The sequence below is a fragment of the Candidatus Nitrospira bockiana genome (assembly GCF_965152565.1).
The window spans coordinates 1,261,363-1,283,108 of sequence record NZ_OZ224215.1; the positions used below are offsets into that span (position 1 = coordinate 1,261,363).

Here is a 21,746-nt window from a genome sequence, read left to right on the forward strand (position 1 = left end):
TCTCGTTGACAGCGCCTCATGGATCGAATACTCTCAGCTTGATCTGTCTTATTGAAAACATTGAAGGTTGTCGTCACAGGAGGAATCCCATGAGCGATGAAGAGCGAGCCGAAGGTATCTCGGGGACGGCCGTCATGTTGGCGTTTCTCGCGGGCGCCGCGATCGGAGGGATCGCCGCCCTGCTGCTCGCACCGCAATCCGGCCGGGAATCGCGTGAGCAGGTCCGCAGCTATGCCCGGAAGACCGGGGAGAGCTTGAAGGATCTGGCCGACAAGGCGGGCGAAACGTGGCAAGCGGCCAGGGAAAAAGGGCGCGAGTTCGTGCACGAGCAATCGTCGGTGTTGAAAGAAGCGCTCGACGCGGGCCGTGACGCGATCCGCCGCCAGCGCGAGCACACGGAGCAGAGGTCGAACTCGTGACCTACGAACCGGTCATCGGTCTCGAAGTGCACGCGCAATTGCTGACGCAGTCGAAGATGTTCTGCGGCTGCGGGACGCGCTTCGGGCTGCCGGCCAACACGCAGACCTGCCCGATCTGTCTCGGGATGCCGGGGACCTTGCCGGTCATCAACCGGGCGGCGGTCGAGATGGCGATACGGACCGGCCTGGCGTTGAACTGTCGGATCGCTCCCACGAATCGGTTCGCCCGCAAGAATTACTTCTACCCGGATCTGCCCAAGGGCTACCAGATCTCGCAGTATGAAGCGCCGATCTGCGAGCACGGGTGGATCGACGTCGAGGTCGGCGGGGAGACCCGGCGCATCCGCATCCGTCGCGCGCACCTGGAGGAGGATGCCGGCAAGAACCTGCATGATGCCGGCGGAGGCAGCCGGGTCGATTTGAATCGGGCGGGGACCCCCTTGCTCGAGATCGTCACGGAGCCCGACATGCGGTCGGCGGACCACGTGGTCGCGTATCTCAAAGCGCTTCGCGACATGCTCATGTACCTGGAGGTGTGCGACGGGAACATGGAGGAAGGCAGCCTCCGGTGCGAGCCCAACCTGTCGTTGCGGCCGGCAGGGCAGCAGGCGTTCGGGACGAAGGTCGAGCTGAAAAACATCAACTCCTTCAAGTTCGTGAAGGAGGCGATCGACTACGAAATCAAGCGGCAGACGAAGGTCTTGAGCGAAGGCGGAACCATTCATCAGGAAACGCGCCTGTGGGATCCTGAGAAGGGCCAGACAGCCGTCATGCGCAGCAAAGAAGAGGCGCACGACTACCGGTACTTCCCGGACCCCGATTTGGTGCCGGTCAAGATCGCCCCCGAGTGGATCGAGGAGGTCCGCGCCAAGCTGCCCGAGTTGCCCGCCGTGCGACAGCGGCGGTTTGTCACCGAGTACGGCCTGCCCGAGTACGATGCCGGCGTGCTCACGTCATCCCGCGATCTCGCGGACTATTTCGAAGCGTGCGTCGCGCGGTTCGGTCAGCCGAAAACCGTCAGCAATTGGGTCATGGGGGAGTTGCTGCGCGAGTTGAACCAATCGGGCACGCCGGCGGGCCGTTCGCCCGTGACGCCCGAGCGGCTGGTCAGCCTGCTGCAGTTGGTCGACAAGGGCACGATCAGCCTCAAGGTCGCCCGTGAGATCTTTCCGGAGCTCTATGCGAGCGGAGCCTCTCCCGAGCGACTCGTGCAGGAGAAGGGGTTGACGCAGGTGTCGGATGAAGGCGCGCTCGAGAAGATGATCGACGAGGTGTTGACGAAGAACCCCGCCCAGGCGGCGCAGTACCGGGCCGGGAAGGAGCAGGTCTTGGGCTTCTTGGTCGGGCAGGTGATGAAGGCCTCGGGGGGGAAGGCGAATCCGGGCAAGGTGAACGAGCTGTTGAAGCGGAAATTGAGCCAATGAGGAGCGGGTCCTGCGTACGAGATTTGAAAGGAAAGAGGCGATGAGCGCGATTCGCGAGATTGTCGGGCGGCAGATCTTGGACTCCCGCGGGAATCCGACCATCGAGGTGGAAGTGGCCTTGGAGAGCGGGGCGCGCGGGCGGGCCGCGGTGCCGTCCGGGGCCTCCACGGGTGAGAAAGAGGCCATCGAGCTTCGCGACGGCGACAAGAAGCGATGGATGGCGAAGGGAGTCACGAAGGCCGTAGGCAACATCAGCAAAGTGATCACGCCGAAGTTGCTCGGCTTGGATGCCTTCGACCAGGTCACGATCGACCGCACGATGATCGATCTGGATGGGACGAAGAACAAGGGCCGGCTCGGGGCAAATGCGATTCTCGGCGTTTCCCTTGCGGTCGCCAAGGCGGCGGCGGCCGATTCCGGCCAGCCCTTGTATCGTTACCTGGGCGGGGTGCATGCCCGGACCTTGCCGGTTCCGATGATGAACATCATCAACGGGGGGGCGCATGCCGACAACCGGCTCGATCTCCAAGAGTTCATGATCATGCCGGTGGGCGCCAAACAGTTCAGCGAGGCCTTGCGGATGGCGACCGAAGTCTTCCATACGCTCAAGGGGCTGCTGAAGAAAAAGGGGTTGAACACCGCGGTCGGCGACGAAGGAGGGTTTGCGCCCGATCTGGGATCCAATGAGGAGGCGTTGGGCTTGATCGTGCAGGCGATCGAAGCCGCCGGGTATCGGCCGGGCAAGGACATCGTGTTGGCGCTCGACGCCGCAGCCAGCGAATTCTACGAGAAGGGGCGGTATCGATTGGAGGCCGAGCAGCAGGACCGTTCTTCAGAGGACATGGTGGCCTATTACGAGCGCCTGGTGAGCCGGTATCCGATCGTGTCGATCGAGGACGGGCTGAGCGAGCTGGACTGGAAGGGCTGGCGGCACTTGACAGAGCGACTTGGGAGCCGGGTGCAGCTCGTAGGAGACGATATCTTCGTCACGAACGTCGAGATTTTCTCGCAAGGGATCAGAGAAGGGATCGGCAATTCGATTCTGATCAAAGTCAATCAGATCGGGACGCTTACCGAAACGCTGGACGCGATCGAGCTGGCCAAACGGGCGGGGTATACGGCCGTGGTGTCGCATCGATCCGGGGAAACCGAGGATACGACGATCGCCGACATCGCCGTGGCGATGAACACCGGTCTGATCAAGACCGGATCGCTGTCGCGGACGGATCGCGTGGCCAAGTACAACCAACTGCTGCGGATCGAAGAGGAGCTCGGCCCGGGAGCCGTGTATCCGGGCGGTCAGGCGTTGCGGCGGAACAGAGCTTCGTAAGTCGAACACCCCCGGCGCCGTCCAGGCAGGGGGACACCTTCCACGCTCTCGTACGGGCATCATGACCCGACGCAATCGCAGCCATCGGTCGATGCACCGGATCCGCCGCGTGTTCATACGGGCCGCCTGGCTGGTCGGCGGGCTGTTCGGTGCCGTTCTCACCGTCTCGTTCTTCTTCGACGACATGGGGGTCCGGAAGTATCTCTCGATGCTTCGGCATCAGCAGGACATCGAGCAAGCCATTCGTGACCTGGAGGAGATCAACCGGGAGCTCCGGGTCGATGTCCGCCGCGTCCAGCAGGACCCGGCGCGGATCGAGGAGCTCGCTCGGGAGCGGCTCGGGTTCGTGCGGAAAGGGGAGACGGTGTATCAGGTGGTGCCGGATGCGGCCGCGCCGAAAGGGCGATGACCGCCTCGCCGACTTGTGAGCGAGGCGGTGATGCAGGAGAATAGGACGACGACCCGATGGGAGAGAAGATGAAATCCGGAACGGTCGCCATCGTGGGCTGCCCAAACGTCGGGAAGTCCACGCTGCTCAACGCCTTGCTCCAAGAGAAGGTGGCGATCGTGTCCGACAAGCCGCAGACGACGCGAACCCGGATCCTCGGTGTGCTGCACCGCCCCGAGGCGGAGATCGTGTTCCTGGATACCCCCGGACTCCACGAGCCGCAACACCAGCTCAACAAGCGCATGGTGCGAACGGCCATCGAGACGATGCAGGAGGCCGATCTCTTGTATGTGATGATCGAAGCCACCCGACCGGCTCCGGGCCCGGGGGACCGGGCTGTCATCCAGCGGGTGCGCGAGGCCGTGGCCAAGACCCCGATGCCGGCGTTTCTGCTCATCAACAAAGTCGATCTGGTCAACAAATCCCGCCTGCTGCCGTTGATCGATGCGGCTCGGCACCTGTTCGCATGGACGGAGATCGTCCCGGTCTCCGCGCAGACCGGCTTCAATCTCGATCGCCTGCTCGACCTGACCGTCGGGGTGCTGCCGGAGGGGCCGGCGCACTACGACCCGGACATGCTGACGGATCAGACGATGCGGATGTTGGCGGCTGAGATCGTCCGGGAAAAGGTCCTCCAGCATACGCGCGACGAAATCCCGTATTCCGTGGCCGTCGAGATCGACCAGTTCGTGGAGGAAGGCAAACTGGCGAGGATCGGGGCCTCGATCCTCGTGGAAAAGGACACCCAGAAACCGATCATCATCGGGAAGCACGGTGACCGGCTGAAGACTATCGGCACGGAGGCCCGACTCGACATGGAGCGGCTGTTCCAGATGAAGGTGTTTCTCGAGCTGTGGGTGAGGGTCAGACCCGCCTGGCGCGAAGACGAGCACGTGCTGTCCGCGCTGGGATACTAAAAGAAGGTTGAGATTGAGGTTAACGCATTCGAAAGGACTTGAACTGAGCCGCACCCTCCTCACAGCGGCCTCCGTCTGAACCTGTGCTCTGAACGTGTTTTCTAAAGCGGTTTCCTCATGCAGGAATCCTGGGCCTTGACCTGAACCTCAACCTCAGCCTGAACCTGAGTTTTTTCTTCTATGCAGCCTGCTGAACGTTCACGACAACTCGAACGGGATGCCCTTCGGGACCTGGTGCGCGAGCCCGACAAGGGACAGACCAAGTTCGACCTCGTGCTGGCCTCGTTCCAACGCCTGTTGCGCCGCGGGGCGATCAGCAATATGAGCAAGATGCTCAGCAAGATGCACCCGGCCGATATTGCCAAGGTGATCGAGCACTTGTCGTCGCCCAAGGAGAAGCGGACGGTCTTCGAGCTGGTCCGCGGCGAATCGATTCGGGGGCAGGTGCTGAGCGAAATGGACGCCGCGGACGTGCCGCAAGTGCTCGCCGACATTCCTCCCGCCGACGTCGCCATGTTGCTGCGAGATCTCGGCAAGGACGACGTCGCGTATCTCTTGGGACTGCTGCCGGAAGACCAGGCCAAGGAGATCCTCCACTTGATGCGGACGGAGGACTCGTCCGAGGTCGAAGAGATCTTGAAGTATCCGAAGGATACCGCCGGCGGCATCATGACGACGGAGTTCTTTTCGCTGCCGGAGGACACCACCGCGCAGGACGCCATCCGCCGCCTCCAACACGCGACCGACGCGGAAATGGTCTTCTACATCTACGTCACCGACAAGAACGACCGGCTCGTCGGTGTCTTGTCCCTGCGCCAGTTGCTGACCGTGCCGCCCGGGACGCCGCTCAAGAACATCATGACGCGGGATGTGATCAGCGTCTCCGTGGACACCGACCAGGAGGAGGTGGCCCGGCTCGTCGCCCGCTACAATCTTTTGGCGGTGCCGGTGGTGGAGAAGGACCACACGCTCGTCGGGATCATCACCGTGGACGACGTCGTCGACGTCATCCGAGAGGAAGCGACCGAAGACATGCTGAAGATGGCGGGTGCGGCCGAAGGGGGAGACGCCCTGCTCCGATCATCGAGCGTCGAAGCGGCGCGGTCACGCTTGCCCTGGCTGTTCACCAATCTGGTCGGCAGCCTGGTGTCCGGCTGGATCCTCTGGTTTTTCCGGTACACGATTCAAGAAGTCGTGGCGATCGTGAGCTTTATTCCCGTGATTGCGGCGATGGGGGGCAACGTCGGGCTCCAGTCCTCGACCCTCATCATCCGGGGTCTGGCCACCGGGTCGATCGAGTCCTCGGACCTCTGGAAGGTGTTTTTTCGAGAGATCCGGATCGGGTTGATCCTCAGCGTTGCCTGCGCGGTGTTGCTGACCGGGACCACATGGATCTGGCACGGGCATTGGTCCTTGGGGGCGGTCGTGGGGGTCTCACTGATCATTGCGTTCCTCGTCTCGACCAGCATGGCGACCGTCATGCCGATTTTGCTGAAGCGTCTGGGGGTCGATCCCGCCGTTGCCGCCGGGCCCTTCGTCACGACGGCGAACGACATCTCGGGCATTACGATCTACCTCACCCTTGCCACCGCGCTGCTCGACTATTTAAAGTAAGTAGGACATTGTCGGTAGAGTCCCATGCCTCGTGGCAGAAAACCTCGCGTCGTCTGTAGGAAGGCAAGCGACGTCCTGGCGTCTTGACAGACGCCCTCCGTCGGCGCCACTCTGGATCGCGACCAACGTCAGAGAATGTCAATGGTTTTTCTTGCGTTCGTCCTTTGTTACCTTAGGAATTGCGCCATATAAATTTACACTTACGCGCTCACGGGTATTATCACGCACGAAATATCAACAGCTTGAATGGCGGTATGGATGTTGCTCGCCAGGCCGGTAGGCAGGCATGCGGACACCACTCTCGCCAAGAGGAGGACTAATGTACCGACTAGTCGATAGGCGTATGCCCAGAGGAAAGACGACCGTGGCTCCCGCATTGACCCCACGGCAGAAGCAGATCCTTCATCTGATCACCCAGGGCTATACGAGCCGGGAGATCGCGGAGCAGTTGGGGATCAGCGTCCAGACCGTCGAAGTCCACCGATTCAATTTGATGCGACGGCTGGAAGTCCGAAACGTCGCCCAGCTCATCCGGCAGGCCTTGCTCTTGAAGTACCTGCCGAAGAACTATCCGGCGAACAGCCGCGTCTCCTGAGCGCGACCAGCGGCCGTCAGCGCAACGTCGTGGTTCCCGCCCCTGAGCTAGTCATCATGGGCAAATGGTTACGGCTGGCCAACTATCTCCGCTGGCGAAGTGCGCGAGTTCCGCTTCTGCTTCATCCCACCACATGGCAGCTGCGGCCGGTCCGGACATTCGCCGATCTTCCCAAGGGCGAATGGCTCCTCCACCGGCCGCTGGCGCTGCCGGGCAGTACCCGGCCCGTCTTCATCGCAGCAAGGATCAGGATCAAGTAAGGCGACGTCCGGCACGTTTGCCGGGCGGGTCCCCCCCCGACGATCGCCGGGAGTCGTGCCGACTTTCGTTGCTGACTTCGGAGTGTTCAGGGCTCTGGAGCCGTCGTCAACAGACCGGGAGTGGGGACGGGGACTTGAGTCCGATCGGCGGGGCTTTGTGGTCTGTCGGCAGGGAAACGGCGAGAATCGGAGACTTTCACGATCAGCAGCAAGGCTTGCGAGACGAAATTCACCATTGATCCTCCCATAGATCCTCCTTCTCCTATGGAAGTAGTCAATAGCGAAAGGGCCGCGGGGCCATTATCCGGCAAACGCTGATTTTCGTGTCCACCCGTCGCCTCGGCGCCTACCCGAAGTCCTACACGCCCGGTGACGGCCGCCTAATCCCCTTGTTCCCGCCGGCAGCGTCACTGCGGGCGTTGCAGAGAACCGGTTACGCGCCGGCATTCATCCGTCCCGGATACGCCGCTCCCCATCGCCCCGCACACTCGGAGCACAGCCCGAGTGAGACGAACGTTCCCAGGTGTTGCTGCGCGTATTGGTCGATCGGCCAACGCCCCTGTTCACCACAGACCTGCTTGCACGAGGCACAGATGACCCGCTGAATCCGGTGCTTGTGCCGGCGCTCGACGGCTTTTCTGATGAGCGACAAGACGGCGATGAACCAGACGGCTGCCATTGGTAACGCATAGGCGGTGAGCATCGTCAGCGTGCTCCCCCAAAAGGGGGAGGCGAAGAAGGCGAGCGTGGCGAGCACGGTGGAGAGGATCGTGATCGAGACGACCAAGAAGGAGTGGCGGAAGGACGACCAGAAGGCGGCCAAGGCCACGGGAAGGACATATAAGGCGGCCAGCGCCCATCCGATCGGGGCCGCGAGCTCGACGAGAAAGACTGCGCCAGTGATCAGCAGCGCGGCAGGGATCAAGAGCCGGGAGGTGTGAGGGCTTCCCTCGAGCGCCATGGACCACTGTACCATGAGCGTGCGTGAAGCAACATAACACCTTGTCCCTCGGGTCGCCCGCCGAGTGAGGTCGCCCAACCGCTCGCCGGTCGTTGCCACCTCACATCGACCTCTCCACGCAACTGATGGGGATCACGGAACCTGAGGCCCGATTGAACGCGGCCAGGCCAGCACGCCGCTCGGCTTCTCTCAGCTCGCCGGCTGTTCGGCGGAGCGCCACCGTCGCGCTCACTCGGCGGCGGCTGCCGTCATCAGCCGCTCCCGTCTCCTCGGGATCTTCCTTGTCGGGAGGCACTCCTGATGGCGCTCCACAAGAGCCACGTGAGCCCGGTTGCGAGCAGGACCCATGAGGCCGGCTCGGGATTCTGGATCAACGAGGCGGACGGGGAAACCGTCACGTTCAAGGTCGAGGAGAAGGTGCCGACCCCTTGTGCATTTGCGGGAAGCAGCAACGATCCGGGGGCTAGGACTTGCGTGAGCAGCGACACATTCACGGTGGATTCGACCGACGCGTTGCCGGGCGTTCCCGAGGCGCCGCCCGTGGACGCAAGGGTCGTCGACGTCGAGATGGTTGGGCCGGCGGAGGCCGCGGGCCGAACGGACCCTCCCGTACGCTCCGGGAATCGCGCGGCCGCGGTGCCAAGGCTCGCGCCGCCGGTGGATCCCAGCGGGGCCGCGGCGCCCGAGAGCGGGAAGGGGGTGAAGACGCTGCCGCCGATCCCGGCCAGCGGGGCGGCGGCCCCGGAGAACGGAAAGGGATTGAAGACGCTGGTATTCGTCGCGGCCAACGGGGCCGCCGCCCCGGCGAAGGGGAACGGGTTGAAAATGCTGCCCCCTGTGATGATCAGCGGGGCCGCAGCGCCGGCAAAGGGAAACGGAGTAAAGATACTCCCGGTGGTCGGCCCGGTCGTCGTCAGAATTCCCGTTGAGATCGTCGTCTGGCCGGCGGCCGTTGTGAGCGATCCCACGAGCGGCGTGATCGGGGACAGGTTCGTCGCCACGGCCGTCTGTTGGATCGTCAGAGCCGACGCGTGCGGAGAACCAAGGAGCACGATCGCACCGCTGAGCAAGAATAAGAGGAGCATGGAAGGCCTCTTTCGGCACGGGGTGGACGAGGATGGACGCCTCATGAGAGCACGGAGAGCAGGCGAATACCATGAGGCGAGCGCCCCGTCCGGGGTCGGCCTACGAGTTACAAGGTTTTTTGAAGGGAGCACGTCGGGCTGGCCGGCGGCCGCGGGCCGGTTCGAAGGGTCAGCGTCCGACTACCCGGTCTTTGGAAGCCTTCCACGTCAGGAAAATGGCCGCGGCCAAACTGAGCAGCAAGAGGGGAACCAAGATGTAGATCAGTGCGTCTTGCATCAGGTAGAGCTTCAGAACGATCCAATCCACGAGTTCCATACTCCTCCTTCAGCCTGATTGTTGTTTTGAATGGTCGGTGTTCGGGCAGGACCGGTACGTCGTCGCCTCGGTCCGACGGAGTCGGACTGCGGAGTGCGCGTGCCGCGTGCGAGCTTGGGGCCAACCGCGATGGAATCGGTCTGGAGCAGGCTCAAGCCGCGACGCGCTCCTTCGGCGGTCGTCCGCGCCGCCGTGGTCCCGCCGTGTCGGGCTGGCGGGTGGTCCTGCCGGGCGGCGGCGGGGCGTTTGCTGCTGTTCGGTCGAAACGATCGTGTAGCCCATTCGACCCAACGCCTCGTTGAGCGCAACGATCATCTGCCGCTCCTTTTCTTCGAGCGCCTGACGCTCCTCCACGAGGCCTTCCAGCGACTTGACGGACCCTTCTCCAGTGGCTTGGCGCATACGCCCTCCCCTCCTGAGGTCGCACACGGCTCATCCTACTTTCCCCACGCCGGCATCCGCCATCACGGACACTCTCTACGCCGCTCCGTGATCCGTTCGCACGCTGGGGCGATCCGGCATCTCGAGCGACAGGCGTCACGTTCGCAGGAACCAGTGGCACGTGACCTGACGCAGGTGGCGCGCATCAAACGGCTTCGTGAGAAAGGCTCGGGCGCCCTCGGCGACGCCGCGGAGTCCCAACTCGTGATAGGCGGTGAGGATGACGACCGGCGGAGCGGCGGCCGTCTGCCGTAGCTGTCGAATGACGGACATTCCGTCGACGTCGGGCAAGCCCATGTCGAGGACGATGCCGTCAAAGCGCTGCAGTTGGAGCGTGCCGAGGGCTTCTGCGCCGCTGGTGACGGCTTCGACGGAGTAGCCGGAAGCCTCCAGCAGCCGCTTGACGACTTCCTGCGTTTCTCGATCATCTTCGACGAGCAGAATGCGCGTGGACATGGTGCAGTCGTAACGCACTCGATCGTTCGCCGGTATACTCCCTAAGTGAATCGTGTTGTAGGGATCAGGGGAAGCGGGGGACATCGGCATACAGGCCCCGCCTCGAGGGCGGGCCATACGACTTTTGTCTAGTTGTTATTCCGGGCGGGTTCCCCGCACATCAGCCGTGGCACTGGCCGCAGGCACGAGAGGAGCGCCTGATGTCGGCGTTCATGATTTCGATCACCGTCACCGCGGCTCGGTCCCTCGGCCGCAATCGACTCCAGGCCGGGCTCGCCGTGCTGGGGATCGGCGTCGGGGTCGCCGCGCTCATCGCGATGCTGAGCATCGGGCAGGCCGCCCGCGACGCCGTGCGCGAACAGATCATGAGCATGGGGGAGAATCTCATCGTCGTGTGGCCGGGTGCCGTGAACACGGCCGGGGTCAGGGGCGCGCAAGGCGGATCGGTCCGGCTCACGGCGATGGATGCCCTCCGGTTGAAGGAGGAGGTCCCTCTCCTGGTGGATACGGCCTGGGCAAGAGGGGAGCGGATGCAGATCGTCCGCGGCCACCATAATTGGTACGGGCCCGTCACCGGAGTCTCGCCCGGCTATTTGGCGCTCTCCGCATGGAGGCTCGCCTCGGGGACGGGACTCAGCCAGGCCGACATGGACGCGGCGGCGAAAGTGGCCGTGATCGGCCAGACCATGGTCGAGCAGCTCTTCGATCCCGCTGAAGATCCGATCGGGGCCACCATCCGCATCAAGCAGGTGCCGTTCCAGGTGGTCGGCGTGTTGATGCCGAAAGGGCAATCCGCCTACGGCGTGGATCAGGACGACACGATCTATGTGCCGTTCACGACCGCGGAGCGAAAGCTGCTCGGCTCGACGTTCCCCGGCAGCGCCGGCGGGATCTTTGCCGCCACCGATCGGCCCGAAGACGTCCCTGAGGCGATAAGCACCATGCGGCTGGTCCTCCGCATTCGTCATCGCCTCGAGCCCGATCAGCCGGACGATTTTCGGATCAGAAATTCGCTCGAGGTCGCGAAGGTCCAGCAGGAGACGAGCGACACACTGGGCGTGATGCTCGCGGCCACGGCGGCGATCTCGCTGATCGTCGGCGGTCTCGGAATCATGAACCTCCTCCTGATCTCAGTGAGCGAGCGGACTCGGGAGATCGGCGTTCGTCTCGCGGTCGGCGCGACGCCTTGGCAGATCCTCTTTCAATGGCTGCTCGAAGCCGTCACGTTGGCAGTGATCGGGGGGCTGATGGGAGTGGTTCTGGGGATTCTCGGCAGTTGGCTCACGACCACGCTCGCCGGGTGGCCCGCGATCGTCACGGTGTCGTCCGTCGTGCTCGCGGTGGGATCTGCGGTCGTCGTCGGAATCGTCTCAGGCCTCTATCCGGCCAACAAAGCGGCCCGGCTGAACCCGATCGAGGCGCTGCGTCACGATTGAGACGGATCCTCCGACTTCAGGAGGGTGATTTCCCGCTCCAACTCGATCATCTTCAGCTCACGATCCACGACGACGTCGTGGAAGCGCTCGAGGTCGTTGATTTTCTCTTCGAGAAGCTCCTTTGAGGCTTCCAGTTCCCGTACGGCGATTTCATACTCCCGAATCTTCTCGCTCAACGCCCGTGTGAGCTCCTCGCGCGTCCGCTCGGCGTCCTTTTCCCGCCGGATGTCACGGACCTCGATGATCGTCCCGAACATGCCCTCCCTGTTTTTCAACGGGCTGGCCGTATAGGCGACCGGGTAAAAACTGCCGTCCTTGTGCACGAAGACTTCCTCGCCTTGCTCCTGGTTGTTCTGGGGAAAGGCCCGGTCGATCGGGCATTCTTCGAGAGGATACGGGCGGCCGTCCGGGCGGGTGTGATGGATGACGTCGTGCAAGGGACGGCCTTGCACCTCCGCCTGCGAGAACCCGGTGAGCTGCTCGGCAGCGGGATTCATGTAGATGCATTGCTGCCGCTCATCCATGATGAAGAGTGCGACGGTCGCGTTGTTACAGACGGCCTCCAGCAGTTGCCGATAGTGATGGTCCTGATATCCGGAGGGTCGAGGTGGAGCGTTGGGTTGAATCATCGTGGGTTACGCCTCAACAAAAGAGGGTGATTCTAATCGATGCTCAGTATGCGGGCAAGAGGCGGCTGACCCGAGGAGCGTGGAAGGCGGCGGCGACCTTCGGGCAGGAGCGGTAAGGGGGAGGGAGCGTCAATCGTGGAGGCGACGAGCATGAGCGCCATTGGGGGACGGCGCCACAGGAAGGCTCTAGACGATCGGGCGCTAGGCAGGCACGTCACCTCCTGGTCCAACGTCTGTCTGGGTTCGCTCGTCATGACCATGCGATCGCGTCCTCCGGCGCTCCAGCACACCGATGATGTGATCGACGAGGTCCTGGACCTTGAACGGTTTGCGGATGATGATGGACGCATCCTGATCGTTTCGTTTCCCAGCCACTTCGGGCACACCGGTGATCAGAATGATCGGGACCTCCGGGGCGATCTCGCGGAGCGCAGGAATCAGTTGATCGGCCGTCATCCCCGGCATCAAGAGGTCTGTGATGACCAAGTCCCAGTGAGTGGCGGCGGCTTGTGCCAGGGCATCGGACGGAGAGGAGACGGCGTACACGAAGGCATCGGGCAGGCGGTGCCGGATCGCCGGCGGCAAGGCCTCCAGCAAGGCGGCGTCGTCATCGACCAGGAGAATCTTCACTGTGTCCTTTTGATGAGGCTGGTGGAAGCGCCGTAGCCGGACCGACGGTGCAAGTCGCCCGCCTCCGACAGGATGGTACGGTCCGACACCTACGCGACGTAAGGTAGGCCAGACGGGCAGAACCTTTGTAAATAGGAGCACATCGGAAAGATTCGGAACGGAACGTCAAGAAACGATGCCCAGAGCCAGCGGCTGCACAAATTTGTTCAGGGTATGTCGCGACCGTGGTCTTTTGAGGACAGTGGGAAAGACCGTGGAGAGAGACGATCGACTGAGAGCAAAGCCCTCAAAGCTACCCATTCATTACGCGTCTGCGGGCCGCGGCTCCCGAACTCCTCAGTGGAAAATGACGCGAGCTTCAACGCCGGGCCGTGTCCGAAAGCGGCGTCACCAGCGGCGGCATGGTGGGCTGCGGCGTATCGTCGTCCTGAGGAAATGGGCCGGCCAGCGCAGTAGACACGAAAAGTAGCGGACAGAGCACAGCGAAAAAGACACGCATAACGCCTCCTTGCTTCGGGGTGCCCGGATGTGTTTGGTCTACCGCTTTTTCGGGCTGTGTCAAGGAACGATCGGGATGCCCATACCTGTTTGGGGTCGCAGATCATCGAGCGGGGTAACAAATCGCTGCGAAGTGGGGGAGGGGTGGGAACGGGACGATCGACTCTGCATGCCGGCTGGACAGGCTCGTGCTGGATGGCCGATCCCCGGTGCGGGCGAGCGTTTCAGATCGGACGGGCTACCGGTGATCCGCGTACAGAGCGGCCGCCTGTGAGCGCCGGGCTATGTGGAGCTTCCGGTAAGCGCGGTGCAGATAATTGCGGACGGTATGGTCGCTCAAGCTCAGGATCGCCGCGATTTCCTTGTTCGTCTTTCCCTTGGCGACCAGGCAGAGCACGCTGTGTTCTTGTGGTGACAGGTCCGCCGACGGAGGGACGGGGCTCTTCGTCATGGCGGCTTGGATCTCGGCCCGGACGGCGTCCGTCGTGGCACGGTCGAACACGCATTGACCCGACGCCACCGCCTCGATCGCTTTGACGAGCGTGACGTCGTCCACGTCCTTGATGAAACAGCCGACACCGCCGGCGAGCACGGCTTGGATCAACAGGTCCTTGTCATCGGGAAATGCGGTCAGGAACAGGACGCGGGTACCGGGGCAGGAGGCCAAAATTTGACGGCACGCGTCGATGCCGCTGCCGTCCGGCAACCGGATATCCATCAAGACCACGTGAGGGGCGAGGTCGATGGCCTGCCTGACGGCGTCCACCGCCGTCTCCGCTTCGCCGACGACCTGAATGCGCTCGTGCTTCTCCAGCAGCCCCCGGAGACCGGTCCGCCAGATGAGGTAGTCGTCGACGATGAGGATGGAGATGCGGGAACCGTGTTGGCCGGCCATGCAATGGGAGTATGTCACAGGGGCGGGATTCTGTGTATAGGACAAAGGCTCTAAGGAGCCGGGGCCATTGGGGCAGACGGCATGACCGAATGGGCAGAGCGCAGCGGGGACACGATATCTTCCATCACCGAATGGGGAGATACGTGATTGACAGTGTGCAGACCTACTCGCATACTTCAGGTGGTGAACGCGAGAGCCTGCCCTGATGGAAGCGAACGGGATCGGTCTCAAGCACCGACGCGCCCCCATGCGATAAACACCATCTTCCTCCCTCGAACCCTCGGCAAGCGCCCGCTGACGTGGTTGACCGGGGCCCTGCTTGCCGGCGTCTTCGCGCTCGACATTGCAACCTCCTTGGGGCACATCGTCTGGCTGCTGTACCTCGTGCCTCTGGGGCTGACCGTCTGGGCTGGTTCGGAACGGTTCCCCCTGACCGTCGCATTCTGGTGCGGTCTGTTCACCGTCTCCGGGTACTTTCTTTCGCCCGAAGTCGACCATTCCCCGTCAATGCCGATGATCAACCGACTGCTGGGATTGATCATCTTTGGCGTCATGGGTCTGCTGATCCAGCACGTCAAGAAACAGCAACAGGCCTTGGCTCAGGCTCACGCCAGCCTCGAGGAAAACGTCCGCCAGCGTACGGCTGAACTGATCAAGGCCAACGAAGCCCTTCGGTTCGAGGTGGCCGAACGCAAACAGACCGAGGAGACCCTGCGTCAGGCGTCGGAGCACATCCGCGATCTCTACAATCGGGCTCCGTGCGGCTATCACTCGCTCGATCAGAACGGCGTGTTCATCGAGATCAACGATACGGAGCTTGCGTGGCTGGGGTATCACCGCGACGAGATCGTCGGCAAGAAGACGTTTGCGGAGCTGCTGAGCCCCGCGAGCCTGGACCTGTTCCATAGCAGTTTCCCCCGTTTCAAAGCACAGGGGCACGTCGCCGACCTCGAGTTCGACCTGATCCGAAAGGATGGATCGATCCTGCCGATCGTGCTCAATGCCACGGCGGTGACGGACGCCGATGGACGATTTCGCTCCAGCCGTTCGACCGTCTTCGACATCACGAAGCGCAAGCATGCCGAGAAGGCCGCGCGCGACGCCGAGGCGTTCATGAGCGCGATTCTCGAACATCTCCCCCATATGGTGTTCGTGAAGGACGCAGAGGAGCTGCGGTTCGTTCAGTTGAACAAGGCGGGTGAAGAGCTCCTCGGATATGACCGGAAGGACCTCATCGGCAAGAATGATGAGGACTTCTTTCCGCCCGAGCAGGCCGAGTTCTTTGCGGCCAAGGACCGGGAAGTGCTGGCGAGCGGGGGTACTGCGGACATCCCGGAAGAACCGATCCGGACCAAATCACGCGGTATACGGATCCTCCATACGAAAAAAGTGCCTCTGCTCGATGCGGCGGGCCGCCCTCAGTACTTGTTGGGGATCTCGGAAGACATCACCGAGCGCAAGCAGCAAGAGGTCATCCTCCGTGCCGTGTTGAACAGCCTGGGAGAGGGCGTCGTGGTCGCCGACATGAACGGCAAGTTTCTGATTTGGAACCCGGCCGCGGAGCGCATCATCGGGCTCGGGCCGAAGGACGTCCCTCCCGAGCAGTGGCAGGCCGAGTACGGCGTCTACTTCCCCGACCAAGTGACGCCTTATCCATCCGATCAACTCCCCCTCGCCCGGGCGATCCGAGGAGTCTCCGTGGAGGGAGACGAACAGTTCTTGCGACATGCCAAGGCCCCTCAAGGGGTCTGGCTCAGCGTGACCGGCTGCCCCTTGCGTGATGAAGCCGGCCGCCAGCTCGGCGGCGTGGTCGCCTTGACCGACATCACGGAACGGAAACGGGCGGAAGCCGAAATTCGGGCCCGGTCGGCCGACTTGGAAGCGCTGAACAAGGAGTTGGAGGCCTTTTCCTATTCGGTGTCTCACGACCTGCGCGCGCCGTTGCGTCATATCGACGGGTTCGTCGAATTGCTGCTCAAACACGGCGCGGCCCAGCTCGATGAGAAGAACCGGCGCTACCTCTCCATCATCGCCGAGTCGGCCAAGCAGATGGGGGCTCTGATCGACGATCTATTGAGCTTCTCCCGGATGGGACGCAGCGAGATGACCGCCGCCGCGGTCGACCTCGATCAGCTCGTGAAAGAGGTGGTCCAGAGCCTGCACGCGGACTGGCGGGATCGCTCGGTCTCATGGGCAATCGGGGAAGAGCTGCCCTCGGTGGTCGGCGACCGGGCGATGCTCCGCCAAGTCTTCGTCAACCTGTTGGGCAACGCGATCAAGTACACCCGCACCAAGGAGCAGGCTCGGATCGAAGTCGGGACGGCTCCTGGACAGGAGGGGGAGCACGTCATCTTCGTGCGCGACAACGGCGTGGGATTCGACATGAAATATGCGCACAAGTTGTTCGGTGTCTTCCAACGGCTGCACAGCACCCAGGAATTCGAAGGGACGGGGATCGGGCTCGCCAATGTCCGGCGTATCGTCCATCGCCATGGCGGAAGGACGTGGGCCGAAGGCGCGGTGGGCCAGGGGGCGACGGTGTACGTCGCGCTTCCCGCCAGAAAGGGCTGACGGTATGAACATCAAACGGATTCTGCTCGCCGAAGACAGCCTGAAGGACGTGGAGCTGACGCTGATGGCGCTGGAAGAGCACAAGCTCGCCAACGAGGTCGTCGTGGTGAGCGACGGCGCTCAGGCTTTGGACTATCTTTACCGGCGCGGGGAGTTTGCCGGTCGCGCCAACGGCCAGCCGGCGGTCGTCCTGTTGGACTTGAAGATGCCGAAGGTGGACGGGCTGGAAGTCCTGCGGACGATGAAGTCCGATGCGGGGCTGAAGACCATTCCGGTCGTCATCCTGACCTCGTCGCGTGAAGAATGCGATTTGGTGGACAGCTATCGGCTGGGCGTGAATGGCTACGTGGTGAAGCCGGTGGACTTCCAGCGGTTCGTGGCGGCCGTGAAGGAGCTCGGCGTCTTTTGGGCGATCATCAACGAGCCCCCGCCCGGCACGGTCCAGCATGCGTGAGCCCGGCGACAAGAGGGCGAGAGAGCCGTCGATGTTGCGGATCCTTCATCTCGAAGACAACGATCAGGATGCGGAGCTGATCACATCGAAGCTCGCAACCGAGGGGCTGACCTGTGAGATCGTCCGGGTGCAGACCCGGGAAGAGTTCCTTGCCAAGCTGTCGCAGCGCGAGCCGCACCTGATTCTCGCCGATTATACCTTGCCGGCCTTCGACGGTCTCTCCGCGCTCAACCTCGTCCGTGCACGCGATCCCGACATCCCCTTCATCTTCGTCTCAGGGACGATCGGCGAAGAGTCCGCCGTCGTGACCCTGCACTGCGGAGCGACTGATTACGTCGTCAAGGGGCGGCTGTCGCGTTTGGCCCCCGCGGTCCGGCGGGCGCTTCGGGAAGCCGAACAGCGGGCCGAACGGAGGCGCGCCGACGAAGCCCTGCGGATCAGCGAGGAACGATTCCGGCTGGTCGCCCGGGCGACCAATGATGCGGTGTGGGATTGGGACCTGAAGGCCGGCGTCATCTGGTGGAACGACACCTTCTACAGTCTGTTCGGGTATCGGCCGGAGGATCTCGAGCCGGGAGTCGAATCCTGGATTCGACGTCTCCATCCCGAGGATCTCGACCGCATCGAGCACAGTGTCGATCGGCTCCTCGAGGAGAGGCGCGAGCGATGGGCGGGGCAGTATCGATTCCGGCGGGCCGACGGGAGCTATGCCCTCGTCTTTGGCCGCGCCTATGCGCTCTACGACGCCTCGGGCGCCCCGATCCGCCTGATCGGCGGCATGACGGACATCACGGAGCTGACCCGGGCGCAGGAAGAGCGGAACCAGCTCGCTCATCACGTGCATCTGCTGTTGCAATCCACCGGCGAGGGGATCTTTGGGCTCGATGTGAGCGGCAACGTCACGTTCGCGAACAAAGCGGCGGAAACCATGCTGGGCTATTCGCTGGCCGAACTGATCGGACGAAACGCCCACAGCCTGCTGCACCATAGCCGCTTCGACGGTCGCGTCTATCCTGAGGATGAATGCCCGGTGACGAAAGCGTGTACGGCGGGCCAGCACGGGCGTGTGGAGGAGGATGTTCTCTGGACGCGGGATGGTCGCTCCCTCCCGGTCGCCTACAGCGCCTATCCGATCGTCGAGGAAGGTGTGCACAAGGGCGCCGTCGTCGTTTTCCAGGACATCACCGAACGCAAGCGGGCCGAACAGGCGCTCAAGGACAGCGAGGCCCGGACCCGAGCCGTCCTCGAATCCGCACTCGACGCCGTCATCGGGATGGACGAGGCGGGCATTATCACGGATTGGAACGGCAATGCAGAGGTGATGTTCGGCTGGAGTCGGCGGGAGGCGGGCGGAAAGAAGTTGGCCGACCTCATCATCCCCCCGCGGTACCGTGAAGCCCATCTACGAGGGCTGAAGCGATTCCTGATGACGGGGCACGGGCCGTTGCTCCGCAAGCGGGTCGAGTTGACGGCCCTGCGTCGCGATGGGACGGAATTTCCGATCGAGGTCTCGGTCAGCCCCCTGGTCGTCGGCGACCGGTACGTGTTCAGCGCGTTCATCGCGGATATCACCGAACGGAAGCTCGCGGAGACGCGGATTCGCGAGCAAGCGGCGCTCATCGATCTCGTCCGGGACGGCATTTTCGTCACCGACCTGGACGACCGCATCCTTTTTTGGAACAAGGGGGCGGAGCGGGTCTACGAATGGGCGGCCGAGGACGCCCTCGGGCAGAAAAGCGAGGCCTTGTATCGCGAGGCTTCGGCCGTTCTCACCGGGGCCAGAGAACAATGCCTCCGTACCGGGGAATGGGCGGGGGAGTTGAAGCAGTGCACGAAATCCGGCAAGGAGCTCATCGTCCAAAGCCGGTGGACGATCGTGAGGGCCGAGGATGGATCCCCAACGTCCATCCTCCAGGTGAACACGGATGTGACCGAGACCAAACTGCTCGAAAAGCAGTACTTGCAAGCCCAGCGACTGGAGAACCTGGGGATGCTGGCCGGCGGCATCGCGCACGACCTGAACAACGTCATGACGCCGATTCTGATCGGGGTCCAACTGCTCCGTCTCAACGAGACGAACGAGCAAACGATCAAGTTCGCCGAGGCCGTCGAGACGAGTGCGCGACGAGGGGCGCAGATGATCAAGCAGATCCTGTCCTTTTCGCGGGGTGTGGAAGGGGATCGCGCGCCGGTCAGCCTCAAGCACCTCCTTGGCGAGCTCGAGACGATCATCGTAGAGACGTTCCCCCGCTCCATTCAGGTCCGCGTGGATGTGCCCGATGATCTCTGGACGATCATCGGGAATTCCACGCAGCTCTACCAGTTGCTGCTGAATCTGTGCGTCAATGCCCGCGACGCGATGCCGAGCGGAGGCGGGCTGCGCATCACAGCCGAGAACGTCCGTCTGGATGAGCACTATGCCCGGATGGAGAAGGATGCAAGGCCCGGTCCGTACGTCGCGCTGTCGGTCGTCGACACGGGAACCGGCATTCCGCCGCATCTGATCGACAAGATTTTCAATCCCTTTTTCACGACGAAGGAAGTCGGGCGAGGGACGGGGCTGGGGCTGTCGACGGTACTGGGGATCGCCAAGAATCACGGCGGCTTCGTGAAGGTCTACAGCGAACGGGGCAAGGGGACGGCGATGAAGGTGTACCTGCCTGCCGAGGCAGCGGCGGCGGCCGCTGCCACGGCTGGGCCTGAAAAAGCGCTGCCGCAGGGGTGTGGCGAGCGGATCCTGGTGGTCGACGACGAGCTCACGATCTTGGAGATGGTCAAAGCGACGCTCGAGACCTACGGCTACCGCGTGTGGACGGCGCAGGACGGTACGGAGGCGCTGGCCGTCTATGCGCGCCATCTCGGGCAGGTCAACCTCGTCATCACCGATGTCATGATGCCGTTCATGGACGGCGCTGCGACGATCCGCGCGTTGCAGCGGCTCGACCCGGGCGTCAAGGTCATCGCCGTAAGCGGGTTGACGATGAATGAACGGGTCATGGAGGCGGCGAGCGCTGGGCCGGTCTCCTTTCTTCAGAAGCCCTACACGACCGAAGCCCTCCTGAACACGGTTCATGGCATGCTCACCGGCCGGCCGGGAGAGCCGGGGGCTTTCACCTAAGCCGGTGAGGGCCGGCTCTCTTCTCGCCGCCGCATGACGCCCATATGGGCAGGAAGGGAAACCATTCGGCCTGGAGCGGACCAGGCCGATCCCCTACAGAGACCTACCCGGACTCCCTCACGTTGTCCTTGTCACCACAGGATTGTTCTCTATACTATGGGCGACACGTTGCGACACGATCAGGGAGGTTCCTGTCGAGGAGCGTTCACGGCGATGTCTGATGAAGACCCTTCCGGGCTCGATCGTTGCTCCTTCCCGGTCCTTCTCTCCGCTCTCGTCTTTCTTGCCGACCTCATCACCCCCGACGGATCTGTGCCCTGCAGTGCTCTGTGGTGCCGCTCCGGCTCGTCAGCCGGCAGAGCGGAGGCCCTCGCCACCTTGAGCCTCCCCAAGGAGGTGCTCGATGTCCGAGAAGCACACGAAACCGATCCGTCTCCTGCTGGTGGACGATCATGAGGTCGTTCGGACTGGGCTGCGCACCACCTTCCAGCGGGCGGCCGCGATCGACGTGGTCGGTGAAGCCGCCACGGCGGCCGACGCCGTGCACCAAGCGCTGCAATTGAGACCCGACATCATCTTGATGGACGTCCGCCTGCCCGACGGCAGCGGCGTCGACGCCTGTCGGGACATTCGAGCGGCCTGTCCCGACACCCGCGTGCTGTTCCTCACGTCCTATGCCGATCCCAATGCGATGCTGTCGACCGTCTTGGCCGGCGCCGACGGCTTTTTGCTGAAGCAGGTCAATGGAGAAGGCCTCATCAAGGCGGTCACGACCGTCGCCCAAGGCCAATCGATTCTCGATCCGATGCTGACGGGATCGCTGCTGCAGCAGATGCGCGAGCTGGCCGGAGGCCAGAGCGGGCCGCCCGGCGAGGAGTTGTCCCGTCAGGAGCAGAAGGTCCTTGAACTGGTGGCGGAGGGCAAAACCAACAAGGAAATCGCAGCCGAGCTCGGCCTCAGCGACCGCACTGTCAAGAATTACCTGACCCGCGTCTTCGAAAAACTCGGGGTGACCCGCCGCTCTCAAGCTGCCGTCGTCTTTGCCCGGCAGTTCAGGGGATAGCCCGACCGTCCGCGGTGACTGCCCATTCTTCCTTCCAGATAGGGCCATAATACTTTTCCCTCATGCCCCGCTGTCTCTTCGCGTTTCTGCTTTCCTGTGGCACCCTTACCATCGGCGGTTACACCTCACGGCCGCGGCGCGACTGAGTCGTCGTGGAGACACGAGGGTGGTACCCGAGGAAGACGA

The 21,746-nt window shown here is 63.0% G+C and carries 21 protein-coding genes; 13 read left to right on the top strand and 8 right to left on the bottom strand.

Annotated features, from left to right (window positions below; genetic code table 11):
• Positions 1-89: 89 nt before the first annotated feature.
• The 8 genes from ACWHYV_RS06245 (at position 90) to ACWHYV_RS06280 (ending at position 7,007) form a co-directional block, all read left to right on the top strand.
• Positions 90-419, top strand: a complete 330-nt coding sequence (locus tag ACWHYV_RS06245) for a YtxH domain-containing protein (protein ID WP_447979797.1) — start codon at positions 90-92, stop codon at positions 417-419.
• The gene (gene gatB, locus ACWHYV_RS06250; protein ID WP_447979798.1) at positions 416-1,843 is read left to right on the top strand and encodes an Asp-tRNA(Asn)/Glu-tRNA(Gln) amidotransferase subunit GatB; all 1,428 of its coding nucleotides are present in this window, start codon (positions 416-418) and stop codon (positions 1,841-1,843) included. Before ACWHYV_RS06245 ends, gatB begins: the two co-directional genes overlap by 4 nt.
• Before the next feature lie 40 nt (positions 1,844-1,883).
• Positions 1,884-3,173 (top strand): phosphopyruvate hydratase, encoded by a 1,290-nt coding sequence (gene eno / locus ACWHYV_RS06255; protein ID WP_447979799.1) that lies wholly within the window; start codon positions 1,884-1,886, stop codon positions 3,171-3,173.
• A gap of 61 nt (positions 3,174-3,234) precedes the next feature.
• Entirely contained in the window at positions 3,235-3,582 is a 348-nt protein-coding gene (locus ACWHYV_RS06260; RefSeq protein ID WP_447979800.1) for an FtsB family cell division protein, read from the top strand.
• 68 nt (positions 3,583-3,650) lie between these two features.
• Positions 3,651-4,538 carry a GTPase Era gene (gene era, locus ACWHYV_RS06265; RefSeq protein WP_447979801.1) on the top strand — a complete coding sequence of 296 codons (888 nt, stop codon included), beginning with the start codon at positions 3,651-3,653 and terminating at the stop codon, positions 4,536-4,538.
• Positions 4,539-4,718: 180 nt separating this feature from the next.
• Positions 4,719-6,152, top strand: a complete 1,434-nt coding sequence (mgtE, locus tag ACWHYV_RS06270; protein WP_447979802.1) for a magnesium transporter — start codon at positions 4,719-4,721, stop codon at positions 6,150-6,152.
• Between the two features lie 343 nt (positions 6,153-6,495).
• On the top strand, positions 6,496-6,747 hold the full coding sequence (locus ACWHYV_RS06275) for a response regulator transcription factor (RefSeq protein WP_447979803.1): 252 nt from the start codon (positions 6,496-6,498) through the stop codon (positions 6,745-6,747).
• A 56-nt stretch (positions 6,748-6,803) separates the two neighbouring features.
• Positions 6,804-7,007 (top strand): hypothetical protein, encoded by a 204-nt coding sequence (locus tag ACWHYV_RS06280; RefSeq protein WP_447979804.1) that lies wholly within the window; start codon positions 6,804-6,806, stop codon positions 7,005-7,007.
• A 433-nt stretch (positions 7,008-7,440) separates the two neighbouring features.
• Here the strand turns inward: ACWHYV_RS06280 and ACWHYV_RS06285 are convergent, their stop codons facing one another.
• From ACWHYV_RS06285 to ACWHYV_RS06305, 5 genes are all read right to left on the bottom strand, one after another.
• Positions 7,441-7,983: a hypothetical protein gene (locus ACWHYV_RS06285; protein WP_447979805.1), complete on the bottom strand. Its 543-nt coding sequence runs from the start codon at positions 7,981-7,983 to the stop codon at positions 7,441-7,443.
• 236 nt (positions 7,984-8,219) lie between these two features.
• Complete coding sequence (locus ACWHYV_RS06290) at positions 8,220-9,053, bottom strand: hypothetical protein (RefSeq protein ID WP_447979806.1); 834 nt, start codon at positions 9,051-9,053, stop codon at positions 8,220-8,222.
• 169 nt (positions 9,054-9,222) lie between these two features.
• Positions 9,223-9,369 (bottom strand): hypothetical protein, encoded by a 147-nt coding sequence (locus ACWHYV_RS06295; protein WP_447979807.1) that lies wholly within the window; start codon positions 9,367-9,369, stop codon positions 9,223-9,225.
• Positions 9,370-9,378: 9 nt separating this feature from the next.
• Complete coding sequence (locus ACWHYV_RS06300) at positions 9,379-9,771, bottom strand: hypothetical protein (protein WP_447979808.1); 393 nt, start codon at positions 9,769-9,771, stop codon at positions 9,379-9,381.
• A 135-nt stretch (positions 9,772-9,906) separates the two neighbouring features.
• Positions 9,907-10,266, bottom strand: a complete 360-nt coding sequence (locus tag ACWHYV_RS06305) for a response regulator transcription factor (protein WP_447979809.1) — start codon at positions 10,264-10,266, stop codon at positions 9,907-9,909.
• Positions 10,267-10,466: 200 nt separating this feature from the next.
• On the opposite strand from ACWHYV_RS06305, the gene ACWHYV_RS06310 reads away from it, so the two are divergent.
• On the top strand, positions 10,467-11,702 hold the full coding sequence (locus ACWHYV_RS06310; RefSeq protein ID WP_447979810.1) for an ABC transporter permease: 1,236 nt from the start codon (positions 10,467-10,469) through the stop codon (positions 11,700-11,702).
• Here the strand turns inward: ACWHYV_RS06310 and ACWHYV_RS06315 are convergent.
• The 3 genes from ACWHYV_RS06315 to ACWHYV_RS06325 form a co-directional block, all read right to left on the bottom strand.
• Positions 11,693-12,331: a PAS domain-containing protein gene (locus ACWHYV_RS06315; protein ID WP_447979811.1), complete on the bottom strand. Its 639-nt coding sequence runs from the start codon at positions 12,329-12,331 to the stop codon at positions 11,693-11,695. The genes ACWHYV_RS06310 and ACWHYV_RS06315 overlap by 10 nt on opposite strands.
• Before the next feature lie 201 nt (positions 12,332-12,532).
• Positions 12,533-12,961 (bottom strand): response regulator, encoded by a 429-nt coding sequence (locus ACWHYV_RS06320; protein WP_447979812.1) that lies wholly within the window; start codon positions 12,959-12,961, stop codon positions 12,533-12,535.
• A gap of 736 nt (positions 12,962-13,697) precedes the next feature.
• Positions 13,698-14,354 (bottom strand): response regulator transcription factor, encoded by a 657-nt coding sequence (locus tag ACWHYV_RS06325; protein WP_447979813.1) that lies wholly within the window; start codon positions 14,352-14,354, stop codon positions 13,698-13,700.
• Between the two features lie 303 nt (positions 14,355-14,657).
• Here ACWHYV_RS06325 and ACWHYV_RS06330 point away from each other — a divergent pair, with 303 nt between their 5' ends.
• The 4 genes from ACWHYV_RS06330 (at position 14,658) to ACWHYV_RS06345 (ending at position 21,560) form a co-directional block, all read left to right on the top strand.
• The gene (locus ACWHYV_RS06330; protein ID WP_447979814.1) at positions 14,658-16,925 is read left to right on the top strand and encodes a PAS domain-containing sensor histidine kinase; all 2,268 of its coding nucleotides are present in this window, start codon (positions 14,658-14,660) and stop codon (positions 16,923-16,925) included.
• 4 nt (positions 16,926-16,929) lie between these two features.
• Positions 16,930-17,379 (top strand): response regulator, encoded by a 450-nt coding sequence (locus ACWHYV_RS06335; protein WP_447979815.1) that lies wholly within the window; start codon positions 16,930-16,932, stop codon positions 17,377-17,379.
• Between the two features lie 31 nt (positions 17,380-17,410).
• Complete coding sequence (locus ACWHYV_RS06340) at positions 17,411-20,497, top strand: PAS domain S-box protein (protein WP_447979816.1); 3,087 nt, start codon at positions 17,411-17,413, stop codon at positions 20,495-20,497.
• Between the two features lie 403 nt (positions 20,498-20,900).
• A complete protein-coding gene (locus ACWHYV_RS06345) occupies positions 20,901-21,560 on the top strand; it encodes a response regulator (RefSeq protein ID WP_447979817.1) in 660 nt (219 codons plus the stop codon).
• Positions 21,561-21,746: the final 186 nt, after the last annotated feature.

Excerpts from the sequence above, each read along its gene's own strand:
- ACWHYV_RS06245 (WP_447979797.1), top strand. The coding sequence starts at position 90 with ATGAGCGATGAAGAGCGAGCCGAAGGTATCTCGGGGACGGCCGTCATG.
- eno (WP_447979799.1), top strand. The coding sequence starts at position 1,884 with ATGAGCGCGATTCGCGAGATTGTCGGGCGGCAGATCTTGGACTCCCGC.
- ACWHYV_RS06260 (WP_447979800.1), top strand. The coding sequence starts at position 3,235 with ATGACCCGACGCAATCGCAGCCATCGGTCGATGCACCGGATCCGCCGC.
- era (WP_447979801.1), top strand. The coding sequence starts at position 3,651 with ATGAAATCCGGAACGGTCGCCATCGTGGGCTGCCCAAACGTCGGGAAG.
- mgtE (WP_447979802.1), top strand. The coding sequence starts at position 4,719 with ATGCAGCCTGCTGAACGTTCACGACAACTCGAACGGGATGCCCTTCGG.
- ACWHYV_RS06275 (WP_447979803.1), top strand. The coding sequence starts at position 6,496 with ATGCCCAGAGGAAAGACGACCGTGGCTCCCGCATTGACCCCACGGCAG.
- ACWHYV_RS06280 (WP_447979804.1), top strand. The coding sequence starts at position 6,804 with ATGGGCAAATGGTTACGGCTGGCCAACTATCTCCGCTGGCGAAGTGCG.
- ACWHYV_RS06285 (WP_447979805.1), bottom strand. The coding sequence starts at position 7,983 with ATGGTACAGTGGTCCATGGCGCTCGAGGGAAGCCCTCACACCTCCCGG.
- ACWHYV_RS06290 (WP_447979806.1), bottom strand. The coding sequence starts at position 9,053 with ATGCTCCTCTTATTCTTGCTCAGCGGTGCGATCGTGCTCCTTGGTTCT.
- ACWHYV_RS06295 (WP_447979807.1), bottom strand. The coding sequence starts at position 9,369 with ATGGAACTCGTGGATTGGATCGTTCTGAAGCTCTACCTGATGCAAGAC.
- ACWHYV_RS06300 (WP_447979808.1), bottom strand. The coding sequence starts at position 9,771 with ATGCGCCAAGCCACTGGAGAAGGGTCCGTCAAGTCGCTGGAAGGCCTC.
- ACWHYV_RS06305 (WP_447979809.1), bottom strand. The coding sequence starts at position 10,266 with ATGTCCACGCGCATTCTGCTCGTCGAAGATGATCGAGAAACGCAGGAA.
- ACWHYV_RS06310 (WP_447979810.1), top strand. The coding sequence starts at position 10,467 with ATGTCGGCGTTCATGATTTCGATCACCGTCACCGCGGCTCGGTCCCTC.
- ACWHYV_RS06315 (WP_447979811.1), bottom strand. The coding sequence starts at position 12,331 with ATGATTCAACCCAACGCTCCACCTCGACCCTCCGGATATCAGGACCAT.
- ACWHYV_RS06325 (WP_447979813.1), bottom strand. The coding sequence starts at position 14,354 with ATGGCCGGCCAACACGGTTCCCGCATCTCCATCCTCATCGTCGACGAC.
- ACWHYV_RS06335 (WP_447979815.1), top strand. The coding sequence starts at position 16,930 with ATGAACATCAAACGGATTCTGCTCGCCGAAGACAGCCTGAAGGACGTG.
- ACWHYV_RS06340 (WP_447979816.1), top strand. The coding sequence starts at position 17,411 with ATGTTGCGGATCCTTCATCTCGAAGACAACGATCAGGATGCGGAGCTG.
- ACWHYV_RS06345 (WP_447979817.1), top strand. The coding sequence starts at position 20,901 with ATGTCCGAGAAGCACACGAAACCGATCCGTCTCCTGCTGGTGGACGAT.